This window comes from Shewanella benthica KT99 (assembly GCF_000172075.1).
Taxonomy (GTDB): Bacteria; Pseudomonadota; Gammaproteobacteria; order Enterobacterales; family Shewanellaceae; genus Shewanella; species Shewanella benthica_A.
The window spans coordinates 1-13,867 of record NZ_ABIC01000068.1 but is presented as its reverse complement, the minus strand read 5'-3'; the positions used below and the strand labels follow the sequence as shown (position 1 = coordinate 13,867).

Genomic DNA, 13,867 nt, shown 5'->3' with positions numbered 1-13,867 from the left:
TTCGGTCCTATCTGCCGTGGGCGTTGGATGATTGAAGGAAGCTGCTCCTAGTACGAGAGGACCGGAGTGGACGAACCGCTGGTGTTCGGGTTGTTATGCCAATAGCATTGCCCGGTAGCTACGTTCGGAATCGATAACCGCTGAAAGCATCTAAGCGGGAAGCGAGTCCTAAGATGAGTCATCCCTAGGGATTTAATTCCTCTAAAGAGCCGTTCGAGACTAGGACGTTGATAGGCAGGGTGTGTAAGTGCTGTGAGGCATTGAGCTAACCTGTACTAATGACTCGTGAGGCTTAACCATACAACCCAGATGGGTTTACTCTTGTTAAGAGAGAAGTATGTGGTTAATGAGTGATTACTTTACAAGCACAAAAGAATACCGACTTGATTTAAGTTGAACCAATTATTACTTTTATTTAAAGCTATTTAAAAGACTATTTTAAATAGCCAGCTTTCTAAATTCTTTTACCTTTAGCTTTTTGAAAAGCTGAAAGTAATCGCAAAATTAGTCTGGAAACCATAGCATTGTGGCCCCACCTGAATCCATCTCGAACTCAGAAGTGAAACGCAATTGCGCCGATGGTAGTGTGGGGTCTCCCCATGTGAGAGTAGGTCATTTCCAGGCGCCTAATAAACGATAAAGCCCGTTGCTAACGCAACGGGCTTTTTTCGTTTTTAGTCTGGAAAATGACCGAACGAACATGGGGAATATAGATAGCGCATGCGAAGCATGCATCCTTTCATGTGATAGTAGGGTGCAGACCTTGCGCTTATCAAGCGTAGCTTGATGCTGGGTCTGAACGCGGAGGATTTATCCGAAGCCGGGCCATTGGAAGGCGCCTCCGCTTTTTGTTCCATGACTGGCGCAGCCCTGATTTTACAGTGAAAAAGCCACCTGAATAAGGTGGCTTTTTGTACAGGAAGTACTTATCCTTGAACGCCAAGGATGGCGTAGGAAAGGGTTTGCGTCTGGGATTTATACCATTCTAAGTAAAAATATGATCTAATTGTGATCATCATATCTTCTTCATTTGTATTCATGGATAATTTTAAAAATACAGATTTCAATGCTCTTGCTCGTAGCCAGACATCCATTCAAATGAAGATGCGCTTACTTGCACTCGCTCATTTTCAAGATGGAAAGTCTCGGACTCAAATTGCTCAATTTTTAAAAGTGAGTAGAACCAGTGTCAACAAGTGGGTACATGTCTATTTAACAGAAGGCCTAGCAGGCTTACAAGAGAAACCACGTACTGGTAGACCCACATTTATTAGCACTAAACAACGAGCGCAACTGGCTGACTACATAGAAAAAAGAGCAAGTAGCGCTCAAGGTGGTAGATTAACGGGGGCACATATTCATACCTATTTGGTTCAGTATGTCCAAGCAGACAGACATGCAGTCGTTATTATGGATGGTGCTGGCTGGCATACCGATGGCATTGCAGATGAATTCAATAATGTCAGCCTCATCAAATTACCCCCTTATTCACCTGAGCTTAATTCGATCGAATAAGTGTGGAGCTGGATGCGCCAGCACTGCCTTGCCAATCGAGTTTTCAAAAATTATGAAGACATTGTTGATAGTGTTTGTGAAGCCTGGAACACTTTCACCGAGAGTGCAGAAAGAGTGACAAAAATGTGTTCTAGGGATTGGGCGAATATGACCAGTTAATTTTCCAGATTGGTATTAATAAAGTTTTGGCTGTTTAGCTCGAGCTTACCAGCACAGATATCAGGTGACTTATCCACTTAGAAAGGCATGAATGCCTACCCCCGATGTCACCCCGCCGCTGAGCGGACTCTCCCGCTACGAAACGAAGTTTCTCCGCGTTCAATTAGGGCTGAATACTGCGTATTCAAAGCGCCGTAATTTCACCCCCATGTGTCCACTTCGCGGACTAGGAGAGGTCACTGATTTGCTCCTCGGTAACTGCTCCATGCGTTACTCTACCTCCTGAATCCTTTCAGTCGTGCATAAGTGACACTTCCCACGTCCATGTGGGTCGTAGGTCATTTCAAGCTGCCTCCGTCTAAACTTGTTTTGTCATCGTTAATGTTAATTGGGTTTTTCTATGTGGGTGATTTAAATAATCAATTATACAAGTTAGCGTCGGGTCTATAGATTTGCTTGGATTCCGTGGGGGGAATTAACTTCAGGTCTTCTTATGCTGTCATCCATTGCTCCCATTCAGATACAGATCAATATCCATATATAGTGAGTGTGCTTGCCGATGATCCATCCCTAAACAAAGGTAATGATGCTCAGCTTGAGCATGATTATCTGATGGGGAAGCGCACCGGTTTACTGTTTATCGAGGACAATCCCGTATCATTGTTAGCGAGAGGGGATTTTGTTCAGTTTCAAACGAGAACAGAGGAAGCCAGCGCAAGAGGGAAGCGGGTTCATTACTGATTAGTCCAGCCAAGCCAGCGTGATAAGTCTACTGGCTTTTATAAGCAAACTGCTGATTTATCCCGATTGGGATTAGTCCTGGTTTATGCGAGCCTTGAAGGCCTTGCGACTCTCTTCATCGGCTTGGCTATACCAAAAATCCAACATTTGACCGATATTTATCTGGTTTATACTGGTATTAGGCACCTGCTCTGAGGCCAAACTATTATGAGTAACCACGACAGTCGTTGCTAGTAATACTACAGGTGTTGATTTCTGTATTTGTGGCACAAGGTTTGGGAGGGCCGCAGGCGCTAAGCTCCTGTTATAGACTGCTATCTCTTTGTCATAATCCCGGCCTAGTTGTAATCCCACTTTGAGGAGTAGGTCACTGGTGTATTCAACCTCTACACCCGCATCATCGATAAGGGTCAAGTCTGCAAGCTGATTAAACTTGTCTGCATCACTGTCTGATCTCAGTCTTGGCAACGACAGCTTATATGCTGAATCTTGGCCATTAAAAGTCAGGATCACCGCTTCTGACGAGAACCGTCTTTGTTCACCTTGTTGCCTGAAGCTGGTGTTATATTTAAACACAATCTGATTATTGCCATCATGGAGCACTAGTGAGGTTTCATCCTCCATCTCTACTCCATTCACCACTAAAAGTTGCGCAGACTTAGGTAAGGTCAGGGTGAGTTTGGCATACGCCGGCAGTGAACAGGCCGCAGTAAACATAACTGCGAGGATTAAAGTGTGCTTCATAGAATTCTCTAGGTTAGATCTGTGGAGTGATTTATACCATTTTTAAACGTATTAATGTAATCGGTATCGCAGAAGGTGCGCTTGTTCGCTGAACCTCAATTTTTCTTATGTGTGATTAGACATTTGTACCAGTTTAAGCAGTGAAAAGACGTTATAATCACGAGTTATTATTGCCGTTGGAGTTCGCCGTGTTCACGAAAATACTGATCACTCTCTTAGTCATTGTCGGCGCCTTTTTTTATTTACGTAAACCTGCCCGAATATCTGCTCAAACCAGCACAGTCGATGTGGGGAAACGAATTATGCTGCGCTATATTTTTATGGGCCTGATAGCCGTTTCTATGCTTGGCAGCACAGGTTATTGGTATTGGAACTGGCAAGACGGCAACCAAGTGGTCAGAGTGACCATAGTCTCACCGTTAATAGACAGTACCAGTGTGTATCAGGTGAGAAAGAAAGATATACTCAACAATCAGATCACAACTCTTGATGGCATTAACATTCGCTTATCGAATCAAGAACGTGTCATTATCGCAAATTCTAACTAATGGATATTTTGACTAGATTATTATTTATAAGGCTTTTTAATCTTGTTGATTAAGGTAGAATAGCCACGTTTTTTACCCTGCGTTATGACACACAAAATTCGTCATAGTGTTTTTCAGGAGGTACCATGATTACTGCTTATGTCTATAACAATCGTGAACTAACGATTACTGAATTGAACATACAGGATGTTGTACCTGCGAAAACTCTCTGGTTAGATCTTTTCAAACCGAGTGACGAAGAACGTGAATGGCTGAGTAAATACTCTGTTGAAGAAGTGCCAGAGGAAGAAGATATCAATGAAATTGAAGCTTCCGCACGCTTTTATCAAAATAACGATGGCCTGCATATTAACTCCCTGTTCCCGCAGCGAATAGGACAGGATGTCAAAGGCGTTAACGTCTCATTTAATTTACGTAAAGATTTCCTGCTAACGATTAGAGAGGATGATGTTGGTCTCATTCGCTTACTTAGAAACTATCTAAGGTTAGGACGTATCAAAGTCACCACACCTCAAGGGCTTTTTCTTGAGTTGTTCAATCTGAAAGTTGATTATTTATCAGATCTTATCGAAGATATTTATTCGGTTGTCGATGGTGTCAGTGAGCAGGTTTTTGAAAACAATGAACTAGATGAAGTGTTTAAACTCATTACTCTGCAGGAAGACTCAAATGGTAAAATTCGTTTAAGTCTGCTGGATACTCAACGCTCACTACGTTACATGCAAAGATATTATCGTGGTCAACTCACCGATGATAACCTTAAAGATTTGCGTGAGATGCTGTTAGATATCGAATCTCTGATGCCCCACAGCCAATTTATCTTCGATAAATTAAATTTTCTGCTGGATGCCGCTATGGGCTTCAGTGGATTACAACAGAATAAGATCATTAAAATCTTCTCGGTTGCAGCAGTCATCTTCCTACCGCCGACTGTGATAGCCAGTGCTTATGGGATGAATTTTTCCACTATGCCCGAGCTCGAGTGGCAGTTTGGTTATCCTATGGCCATCTTGATGATGCTGGCCAGTGCCGGTGGTACCTACGCATTCTTCAAGAGGAAAGGTTGGCTCTAGTCAGTTAGTCGACAGGTTTTTTTGCTGGAAGTAGCAATATTTTGGCTTTTTGTTGTCGAAATTCCTGAGGGTTATTCAGTATGGTGTTTAAGGCTATAAACTTGTCATACATGATGCTGCTGGCCAAATAGCATCTGTGATAGGGATTGCTACAGCGTGATAGCTGTTGCTGAAGGTGGTATAGCATCGAAATTAGCTGTTTTTTGCTCGATTCTGGGCAGCAGTCTATCGCTTCTTTGCAGAGTGTTTTTTGCAGTTCATCGAGTTTATCGGGATCATTTTCTGCCAGCCATTTCAATTTATCGAAGTTAGGTAATTCAGTCATAGCCTCTTCCCCCCAGAAGATAGCGTTACTTTCAAACTAGCTAATAGTTTGCTATTCGGCAAGAACACTTGAGAATAACGGGGAGAATGTGCGGGGTTTTAGTTATAAGAATTGCAGTGTTGTTAGAGGTGGAAAGTGAGTCAGTCACCTTTATCGATGAGTTTCAATACCTTCCTTTCCATGTTACTTGTCGACATTGTCATCGAAAAACAGCTTAGCTATTTGAACCTATGTAGTAACTGACACGCTCTCTAGGGTTTAAATATTTAAAGATTTTCTCGGGTAATGCCATAGGTTGTATACAGCGCACTATGCTGAGACCTTCTACTTCAAGATCTACAATCGGAGCCTGATCTTTGGGAACCATGGCATCGTAGACCAGTATTCTGGGGAACAAAATCTTGCCTAAGTTGACCGACATGACCATGGCAAACTGCCCAGAAGATAACTCTACAATACTGCCGGGTGGATAGATGCCTAACATCTTGATCATCTTGCCCGTGACTTGCTGATTTAGCCGTGTCTTGAAGTTTTTATAGATATGACCGAGGGCAGCATAGGGAGTACGCGCCTTTGTTTTTGCGTCTGGGTGACAAAGAGAGTCATATAAGTTAACCACGGCGACGAGTTGACATAACTTGTCGAGTTTATTCTCTTTTAGTCCTCTGGGGTAGCCAGAGCCGTCTAAGTATTCATGATGATTGAGTACAATAGGCATGGCAGCGGAAGGAAAGTTTTTAGCGTGTTTCAATAAGTCTGCACCTAAGACCGGATGTTGCTTCATAAAGTTAACTTCAGGTGGTGTTAATGGTGTTTTTTTCCTGAGTAACTGTGGAGGGATTTTTAACTTACCCGTATCGTGAAACAGTGAACCTATGCCGACTAATTCTATGTCGGCTTTATCCCAGCCCAGCTCTTTTGCCATTAACATGGAGAGCACTGCGACATTGAGAGAGTGATAATAAATTGATTCTTCGCCTTTTGCTTCGCCCATAAGGTGTAAGACTAAGTTATCTGAACTCAGTAATTGCTCACTCATGTCATTAATTAATTCTTTGGCATCATCTATGGCATTTAGCGGACGATTGCGTAATTTAGCTACCAAGTTACGCATTTTTGCGATGGAACGGTCAAAGTCTTGCTCGGTTTTCTGAAGGTCTCTGCGCATCCGTTTGAGTTTCTCAATGCGCTCACTCTTGTTTTTTTTCATTTCGATAGTGAGGGCATCTAGATCTTCTTTCTGTGGCAGCATCACTTTAGTCTTAGCTACCTCTTCGGTGAGAGGGGGAAAATCACTTCGCTCGAGATCGACAAACACAAAGTCGATGGCTAACTTTTTAATCAGCTCGATCTGTGTCTGTTGCTTGAGTCTGAAACTACTGAGTAGGAAGGGGTGATCTTTCCAGGAAACGGGTAAGCGGATGAAATTACCGACTTGTAATTGATTGACTGCAACTTTACGGCTTTTCTTCATATTCTTCTTAGTCAGTATCCCCATCTCTGTGGGGCAATTATTCCAGAACTTGCTTGATTGTTATAGCGATATTTTAACTTAACTCAATGACGTTACAATCACTTAAACACTATGTCAGCATAGACTGATCACAGAATAGACAAAGCTAACAACATGGACTTCATTGAAGTATACCCTAACGCTATCCCAGATGACTTATGTGAGCGTTTAATCGCCTGTTTCGAACAACATAAGGGCGTGACCGATGGCAGAACCGGCCATGGGGTGGATTTAGAAAAGAAAATTAGTCGCGATCTCACCTTAGACAGTTTCGCGGATCTGCAGGGTATCAGGAATGAATTACTCACTTATACATTGAAATTTTCTACCGAGTATTTCAATCAGTATTCGCTGGCATTGATGGGGGCCGTATCGGTGCAAGTCGCTGATAAAAAGGCCAAAGTGTCACGCTGACGCCTGATAACTATCAGAGTTTAGGTGAACCAAGATCCGCAGCGCTAGTTAAGTATCTCTATCGCAGTGGCACCCTCAATATTCAGAAATATCAGCAGGGGGTAGGAGGATACCCTCACTGGCATTCGGAGCAGTTCCCTCAGGAAGGGCATAATGAGGCCTTGCATCGCGTGGTGCTCTATATGTTTTATCTTAACGATGTAGAGGAGGGGGGGGAGACGGAATTTTTTTATCAAAACAGAAAAATCAAACCCAAGAAGGGCACCATGGTCATAGCACCAGCGGGCTTTACTCACTCACATCGAGGCAATAGACCATCCGTAACGATAAATATATTGCCACCTCTTGGGTCATGTTTAATCGCGCCGAGCAATTATATGCGCCTATACCCTAGCCTATGAATATTTGGGGCGGAGTCCAAGCCCCCGCGCCTAGATGCATAGCAACTGCCTGTTTAGTCATTGTTAATGAATTCTGGGCTTAAATTGGAATCGTTATTCTAAACTTAGCCCCTTCAAGCTCTGAGGTTTCTATGCTCAAGATACCATTGTAGCTGATGACTATCTCATTACACACGGCGAGTCCTATTCCCTGTCCCGCTTTTTGTGTGTCGGCCCTGACACCACGCTCGATGATTCTTTGGCGCAGACTCTCTTCGACGCCAGGCCCATCATCTTCGACAATCAGTTCAAACTCTCCGGCATCGCTATAACGGGCAGTGACTCTCACCTGACTGATACACAATTTGAATGCATTCTCCATTAAGTTACCGCAGAGTTCCATTAAGTCGCCTTTATCTCCTGGAAAGACATGTTCCTGAGGGATATAGGCGGTGAATTGAACCTGCTTGTCACGGTAGACCTTAAAAAGCATCTGAGAAAGCTGATTGACCAAGGGCGCGACTAAGGTTTGTTCATGCATGAGACCTTTACGACCTAGCATGGCACGCTTGAGTTGGTATTTAACCAACAAGTCCATCTGGCTTACCTGTTCCATGATGCGCTCGCTTGCCCCTTGTTTATCTAATGAGGCATCGTCAGTGATAGCGTGGACGGCTGCAAGGCGTGTCTTGAGGCTATGTGCAAGATCATTCATCGCATTTTGATATCTCTGCTGTTGGGCACTGGATTGAGATAACAGCTGGTTGAGCGCTTGGGTGATCCCTTCGAGCTCAATGGGGTAATCTTGTGATAGTGCCTTAGTCTTACCACTGCTGACACTCTCTAACTCGTTTCTCATTCGACTTAAAGGTCGCATTCCCCAGTAACCAGCACTGATTAACAGCACCAAGGCCAGCGCCAGCACCATGGCGAGCCTGAAATAAGTGCGTCGACTGAATTTGTCTAACTCTTTCTCGAGCTTTTCGGCATCTTTCATCACCAACAGGTTGTATTGACTGCCAGACATTTCTAGTGATAGCAAATAGATGAAGTAGCCCTTATCGTCGGCAAGGTTGAGGTAATAAGGAGGGGAGTCATGGCGAATGTCGTTGAAGCGTTCACAGGTGTCGAAAAGCCCTTTGTCGACGGCCAGAGATGAGGTCCAAATTTGTCTATAATCTGCATTACAGCTGGCAATGATATAACTTTCTGGCGCATTGTTTTCCTCGAGCCAGTCGTCACTGCTGGCGGGGAGTAGATCATGCTCCCTCAGCTCGGCGGCAACTTTAGGGATCTCGGCGATGAGCTGAGCCGTCTCTTCATTGTAGTTATCTTGTGCATGAAGAATGTTGACCAGCCAGGCTAAGCCGAATCCTACTAAGGCTATAATTGACAGTGAGGTAAGAAACATCCGCGTTAGCAGACGTTTCTTAAATTTAAACGTTAACTGCATGGCAGATTAAACTTGTAACCTTGGCCGCGAATCGTGGCAATAGGATTCTCCAGTCCCTCTTTGGTGAGTTTCTTTCTGAGTCTGGACACCATGACTTCTATGGTGTTTGGATCTCCCTCTTTATCGCCATAGATCACATCCAACAGACGTTGCTTAGCGACGACTTCATGACAATGGCGCATCAGATACTCGAGTATGAGATATTCGAAGGCGGTGATATCCATGGGGACACCTTTCATCGAGAGCTGCTTAGCGGCGAGATCCAGTTCCAGATCACCACTGGTGATCTTGGGCCTAACAAATCCAGCACTGCGTCTAACTAAGGCGTCTAAACGCGCGACTAATTCCTCTTTTTGGAAGGGTTTAACCAGATAATCATCGGCACCGGCATTGAGACCTTCAACCTTATCTTGCCAATTGACCCTAGCGGTCAAGATTAGGATTGGGGCTTTTAGTCCCGCATCACGTAGATTTTCAATTAAGCTCATGCCATCTTGATCGGGTAAACCTAAGTCGATGATGGCAACATCTATGGGATAATTGGTTGCCTGATAAAATCCCTCTTTTGCGGTCAATGCGACTTGAACCTGATTCCCTAGTTCACTCAGTTGCACCTGTAAATGGTGAGACAAGATAGGATCGTCTTCCACAACCAAAATTCTCATAATTTTATGCCTTTATAATTTTTTACACTAGTTTACTCAGATAAAGGTATATTGCCAATATCTGTATTTGCCAATATTTTACTTGAGCGTAACTTAATACCAGCTGACTTAATGTGTAAATAATCGGCCGCAAATAGTGAACGAGTCTTATATTTGCAATAAATCACTTTGTTTCTGGGGTTATTCTCGTTAAAATCCTGTACGATTTTACTGACAGGAAATATCTCATGAGGCTAATAAACATAGTCGCTCTACTACTCTTAAGCACGCTTTCTTCCGCTGCTTTTGCGACTGTATTTACTTTCACCGCCATTCCCGATGAAGATGAGAGTCAGCTTCGTACACGTTTCGACAAGGTGGCTGAATATCTTCAGAGCCAATTAGGCGTCGATGTTAGATATATTCCGGTTAAATCTTACTCCGCAGCGGTAACCGCATTCAGAAATAACCAAGTTCAACTGGCTTGGTTTGGTGGTTTATCTGGCGTACAGGCACGTCGTTTAGTTCCTGGCTCCGAAGCGATAGCTCAGGGGTATGAAGATCAGTTTTTTAAGAGTTATTTTATTGCGCATCATTCGGCTGATATTCTGCCATCTGAGAATTTTCCTAATTTAAATGGTTATACCTTTACCTATGGTTCAAAAGGCTCAACATCGGGTCGGCTTATGCCACAATTTTTTATCGAGCGAAACCTGGGTAAGAAGGCTGAAAATGTGTTCACCCGTATTGGTTTCTCCGGTGACCATAGCCGCACCATCGCTCAGGTTCAAGCTGGGGCATATCAGGTTGGCGCGGTTAACTACAAGGTGTGGGAAAGGGCGTTGGCTAAAGGCATTGTGGATCTGGATAAGGTTGATGTGATCTGGCAGAGCCCGACGTACCCGGATTATCAGTGGACGGTCAGGAAAGGAGTGAATGAGACATTTGGCGCAGACTTTAAGACTAAGCTGACAAAAGCCTTGCTCGACATGAAAGATCCTCAACTTCTCGCTAGTTTTCCAAGAAAGTCTTTCGTAGCAGCTGAAAATGCAGACTATCAACCTATTGAAAATATAGCTAAAATCATAGGGCTTATCGACTAGTATTCATATCGCTATGATAACATTTGAAAATTTGACTCTTAAATATGCTGACAAACTGGCTATCGATAGCCTCTCTCTGACGATAGAGGCCGGAGAGAAGGTGGCGATAATTGGTACCTCAGGTGCGGGTAAGTCGACGCTGTTGGCTCACCTCTATCTGTTGCTAAAAGACAATGCCGCTTATTGCTCACAAAAACAGGGGCTGGTTGATGGCTTAAGCACTTATCATAATGTTTATATGGGGGCATTAGCCAAGCATCACTGGGTGTATAACCTAGCCAATTTGATCACTCCATTCAAAAAGCCGTTAAGTGAAGTCAATGATCTATGTCGGAAGCTCGAACTCGATTTTCATCTCAGTAAGAAGCTCTCAACACTTTCAGGGGGTCAACGACAACGCGTCGCCTTGGCCAGAGCCTTATATCAAGAGCAATCTATCTTTATTGGTGATGAACCCTTTTCGGCGTTAGACCCGATTATGGCTAAACGTCTATTGGACCTAGTGTTTGCTCGCCATGAAACCGTGATCATGGTGCTGCATGATAAGTCAGCTGCGTTAACGCATTTTGGTCGTGTTATCGGCCTGAGCCAGGGGCAACTCAAGCTGGATATTCCCCACGGCGAAATAACCTCGAATCATATCGATGAGCTTTACTCGGGCTCTGTTGCCGAAATTGTGCCAGAAACACTAAACCATGCCTAAATCTATGGCTGCGGATGTGACCAAGCATTACCCATTTTTTAGTTATTGGCAGAAAGTCACCTTGCTGTTATGGCTGATTGCTGCCGTGTTTTTTACCTTGTCAGATACCGAAATAATCTCTCTCGAGCCTTGGAGTGAGCTGCTCAGAATGGCTGAGGGGTTTATGACTCCAGATTTTTTTGCCACTGAGTATTTACTGGAATCTCTGTGGCAAACCGTCTCTTTTGCGCTACTCGGTGTGGTCGGTGGCTTGCTCTTCGGGGTTCCCTTATCTTTCCTGTATTCCAATCGCTTGGTGGCGGCATTCTGTGCTGTCACACGTTCCATCCATGAAATATTTTGGGCGCTGCTGTTCTTACAGGTGTTCGGCCTGTCGCCTATAACGGGAATACTGGCGATAGCCTTACCCTATGGGGCTACTTTTGCCAGAGTATTTAACGATATATTGATACAAGCACCCCATACCACCACTCAGACCTTGCCCGCTAATACCGATAGAATTAGTCGATACTTTTATGGCCGCATCAGTCACGTATTGCCTTCCATTTTAGCTTATGTGCGTTACCGGTTCGAATGCGCCCTGAGAAGTAGTGCGGTGCTGGGTTTTATCGGTATGCCGACGATAGGTTTTTATCTGGAGACGGCTTTCAGGCAGGGCAATTATCATGAAGGTGCGGCTCTGTTAATCTTGTTTATTGCCTTGATTGGTACCATAGGGTATTGGTGTCGACCTAAGCTTATTTTGTTTTATATTTTGGCAGGTTTATATACTCTGCCTACTATCCCCAGTGTCGATGGCATGCTGTTATGGCGTTTCATCACAGTAGACATCTTACCTCCCGTCTTACTGCACGTTGAGCATTGGCATCAGATCGACTTAAATCTTGTTAATCAGCTGCTGAGCTGGGCGCAGAAGTTATTCTTCACTCAAGCCTTGCCGGGTTTAGCTATTACCTTATTGCTGGCATTATCCGCGCTGGCCATGGCCCACATCATTGCCTTGTTTAGCTCCGCCTTTTCATCGAGGAAGTTAGCCGGGCCAGTGCTCTCTAGCTGCGTTAAATTTGGCTTGCTAGTGTTACGATCTGTGCCTGAATATATTTTCGCCTTTATTTTTATGATGCTATTGGGCCCATCTATGCTACCGGCCATGCTGGCGCTGGCGCTTCACAACGGTGCTCTGATTGCTTATCTAACCGTGAGGCAGTCTGATACTCTAGAGGTCTCGGCAGATTATAATGGCAGGCTCGATGGATATTGTTATGAGGTGTTGCCGCAGATATACCCTAATCTTATGGGGCTGGTGTTTTATCGTTTCGAAGTTATCTTACGTGAGACAGCCATTTTGGGCATGTTAGGTGTTGCGACTTTAGGTTTTTATATCGACAGCGGTTTTGCTGAGATCCGTTATAGCTCTGCATTATTTCTGTTGGTGTGTACCGCCATGCTCAACATAGTGGTCGATATGATAAGCCGACGTTTATTAATTACTAACATTAATCAGCAGATGACCTGCAGCGGTAATCACCAAGCGAGTCCTAAAACGTTAGGCAGCGCATGCTAATGAATGATTTGTGAAGGCATTAGAATAAGGTTTTGGCCCTCAAACGTTTAGTGATTATGCCATTGCAACACGCTGCTGCTATCAGGGTAAAAGTGGCTACTGCAGATATAATCATGCCTAATCGAAGCCAAGGTTGCTCAAGCACCAAACGCATCTGTACTAATTCGTAGCCGCTCACTCCCCATACCAGTAAGGTGCTAATTAACAGGGTGACTTGTAACAGCCGAGTCACGAATTTGTGTTTGATGAAAAGCAGTAGCGGAGCCAATGCGAATAGTGAGCAGGCAAGAATGTAGCCATAACGCATGAAGTGAGCGCCGATCAATAAAAAAGCCAGAGAGATGATAAGAATACGCCACCACATGTAGAGGCTCCGAGGATCAAGAAATTGATACTCAGAGACTACTCTATTTATGGATGGTCATACCTTGGCGGTGTTCACATTTTTACTCGAAGATGCTATTTGATTTAGTCTAATGCATCTCTTATGGCCTGTTTCTGCGCTTCAGTAAGCCCGCTTTGTTTAATTGATTCAATTAAGTGGCGGGTTACATCAGATTTATTATCACTATGAAAGATAAATACATGTTGGTTATCACGGCAAGATCATTATAAATTGAACTTTATGCTCAAGTAGCGATCAGATCACCAAATACTCTTTTTTGGTGATGTTAATGACTGCTACTTTTTTAAAATATTTTGATTCGATTGCGGATCCCCGTATTGAGCGTTGTAAAAAACATAACTTATTAGAGATTATTTTACTCGCTATAAGTGCGGTTATGTCAGGCTCTGAAGGATGGGAAGACATTGAAAACTTTGGACATCTAAAGCTTGATTGGCTTCGTCAGTATCGTCCTTTTAAAGCAGGTATTCCTCGGCATGACACTATTGCCCGTGTTATCTGCCGATTAAAAGCGGATGAAATAGAGAAAGCTTTTCAAGCTTGGATTTCTTCTCTCCTAGAAGGTACTGGTGCGATTCATGC

The 13,867-nt window shown here is 43.8% G+C and carries 12 protein-coding genes, 2 rRNA genes and 2 pseudogenes; 10 read left to right on the top strand and 6 right to left on the bottom strand.

What is annotated here, in order from left to right:
• The 3 genes and pseudogenes from KT99_RS18775 to KT99_RS21225 all read left to right on the top strand — a co-directional run.
• Positions 1–300, top strand: a 23S ribosomal RNA gene (locus KT99_RS18775); the annotation flags it as partial.
• A 208-nt stretch (positions 301–508) separates the two neighbouring features.
• A 5S ribosomal RNA gene (gene rrf / locus KT99_RS18770) occupies positions 509–624 on the top strand.
• A gap of 414 nt (positions 625–1,038) precedes the next feature.
• Positions 1,039–1,674, top strand: a pseudogene (locus KT99_RS21225) (transposase).
• Between the two features lie 813 nt (positions 1,675–2,487).
• Here the strand turns inward: KT99_RS21225 and KT99_RS18755 are convergent.
• The gene (locus KT99_RS18755; RefSeq protein WP_050774389.1) at positions 2,488–3,159 is read right to left on the bottom strand and encodes a YccT family protein; all 672 of its coding nucleotides are present in this window, start codon (positions 3,157–3,159) and stop codon (positions 2,488–2,490) included.
• Positions 3,160–3,347: 188 nt separating this feature from the next.
• On the opposite strand from KT99_RS18755, the gene KT99_RS18750 reads away from it, so the two are divergent.
• Positions 3,348–3,707 (top strand): hypothetical protein, encoded by a 360-nt coding sequence (locus KT99_RS18750; RefSeq protein ID WP_040572217.1) that lies wholly within the window; start codon positions 3,348–3,350, stop codon positions 3,705–3,707.
• Between the two features lie 125 nt (positions 3,708–3,832).
• The gene (gene corA, locus KT99_RS18745) at positions 3,833–4,780 is read left to right on the top strand and encodes a magnesium/cobalt transporter CorA (RefSeq protein WP_005503310.1); all 948 of its coding nucleotides are present in this window, start codon (positions 3,833–3,835) and stop codon (positions 4,778–4,780) included.
• Positions 4,781–4,784: 4 nt separating this feature from the next.
• Here corA and KT99_RS18740 read toward each other — a convergent pair whose 3' ends face one another.
• Together KT99_RS18740 and KT99_RS18735 are read right to left on the bottom strand one after the other, a co-directional pair.
• A complete protein-coding gene (locus KT99_RS18740; RefSeq protein WP_005503308.1) occupies positions 4,785–5,105 on the bottom strand; it encodes a DUF3135 domain-containing protein in 321 nt (106 codons plus the stop codon).
• Between the two features lie 214 nt (positions 5,106–5,319).
• Complete coding sequence (locus KT99_RS18735; RefSeq protein WP_040572219.1) at positions 5,320–6,579, bottom strand: HD-GYP domain-containing protein; 1,260 nt, start codon at positions 6,577–6,579, stop codon at positions 5,320–5,322.
• Between the two features lie 153 nt (positions 6,580–6,732).
• Here KT99_RS18735 and KT99_RS18730 point away from each other — a divergent pair.
• Positions 6,733–7,426: pseudogene (locus KT99_RS18730) on the top strand (2OG-Fe(II) oxygenase).
• A gap of 86 nt (positions 7,427–7,512) precedes the next feature.
• On the opposite strand, the gene KT99_RS18725 reads toward KT99_RS18730, so the two are convergent.
• Both KT99_RS18725 and KT99_RS18720 read right to left on the bottom strand, forming a co-directional pair.
• Positions 7,513–8,865, bottom strand: a complete 1,353-nt coding sequence (locus KT99_RS18725) for an ATP-binding protein (protein WP_005503302.1) — start codon at positions 8,863–8,865, stop codon at positions 7,513–7,515.
• Positions 8,856–9,530: a response regulator gene (locus KT99_RS18720; protein WP_005503301.1), complete on the bottom strand. Its 675-nt coding sequence runs from the start codon at positions 9,528–9,530 to the stop codon at positions 8,856–8,858. The genes KT99_RS18725 and KT99_RS18720 overlap by 10 nt, the downstream gene beginning before the upstream one ends.
• A 227-nt stretch (positions 9,531–9,757) precedes the next feature.
• Between KT99_RS18720 and KT99_RS18715 the strand changes: the two genes are divergently transcribed.
• Genes KT99_RS18715 through KT99_RS18705 form a run of 3 tightly spaced genes read left to right on the top strand, consistent with a single transcriptional unit; the run spans position 9,758 to position 12,879 of the window.
• Positions 9,758–10,612, top strand: coding sequence for a putative selenate ABC transporter substrate-binding protein (locus KT99_RS18715; RefSeq protein WP_005503300.1), 855 nt, complete (start codon positions 9,758–9,760; stop codon positions 10,610–10,612).
• A gap of 13 nt (positions 10,613–10,625) precedes the next feature.
• On the top strand, positions 10,626–11,315 hold the full coding sequence (locus KT99_RS18710) for an ATP-binding cassette domain-containing protein (protein ID WP_005503299.1): 690 nt from the start codon (positions 10,626–10,628) through the stop codon (positions 11,313–11,315).
• Positions 11,308–12,879 (top strand): PhnE/PtxC family ABC transporter permease, encoded by a 1,572-nt coding sequence (locus KT99_RS18705; RefSeq protein WP_005503298.1) that lies wholly within the window; start codon positions 11,308–11,310, stop codon positions 12,877–12,879. Before KT99_RS18710 ends, KT99_RS18705 begins: the two co-directional genes overlap by 8 nt.
• Positions 12,880–12,898: 19 nt before the next feature.
• Here the strand turns inward: KT99_RS18705 and KT99_RS18700 are convergent, their stop codons facing one another.
• A complete protein-coding gene (locus tag KT99_RS18700) occupies positions 12,899–13,243 on the bottom strand; it encodes a hypothetical protein (protein ID WP_005503291.1) in 345 nt (114 codons plus the stop codon).
• A 310-nt stretch (positions 13,244–13,553) separates the two neighbouring features.
• On the opposite strand from KT99_RS18700, the gene KT99_RS18695 reads away from it, so the two are divergent.
• Positions 13,554–13,867: ISAs1 family transposase (locus KT99_RS18695; RefSeq protein WP_050774388.1), on the top strand; the 314-nt coding region annotated here is incomplete at its 3' end.

Coding starts and splice junctions, on each gene's coding strand:
- KT99_RS18755 (WP_050774389.1), bottom strand. CDS start 3,159: ATGAAGCACACTTTAATCCTCGCAGTTATGTTTACTGCGGCCTGTTCA.
- corA (WP_005503310.1), top strand. CDS start 3,833: ATGATTACTGCTTATGTCTATAACAATCGTGAACTAACGATTACTGAA.
- KT99_RS18740 (WP_005503308.1), bottom strand. CDS start 5,105: ATGACTGAATTACCTAACTTCGATAAATTGAAATGGCTGGCAGAAAAT.
- KT99_RS18735 (WP_040572219.1), bottom strand. CDS start 6,579: ATGAAGAAAAGCCGTAAAGTTGCAGTCAATCAATTACAAGTCGGTAAT.
- KT99_RS18725 (WP_005503302.1), bottom strand. CDS start 8,865: ATGCAGTTAACGTTTAAATTTAAGAAACGTCTGCTAACGCGGATGTTT.
- KT99_RS18720 (WP_005503301.1), bottom strand. CDS start 9,530: ATGAGAATTTTGGTTGTGGAAGACGATCCTATCTTGTCTCACCATTTA.
- KT99_RS18715 (WP_005503300.1), top strand. CDS start 9,758: ATGAGGCTAATAAACATAGTCGCTCTACTACTCTTAAGCACGCTTTCT.
- KT99_RS18710 (WP_005503299.1), top strand. CDS start 10,626: ATGATAACATTTGAAAATTTGACTCTTAAATATGCTGACAAACTGGCT.
- KT99_RS18705 (WP_005503298.1), top strand. CDS start 11,308: ATGCCTAAATCTATGGCTGCGGATGTGACCAAGCATTACCCATTTTTT.
- KT99_RS18700 (WP_005503291.1), bottom strand. CDS start 13,243: ATGTGGTGGCGTATTCTTATCATCTCTCTGGCTTTTTTATTGATCGGC.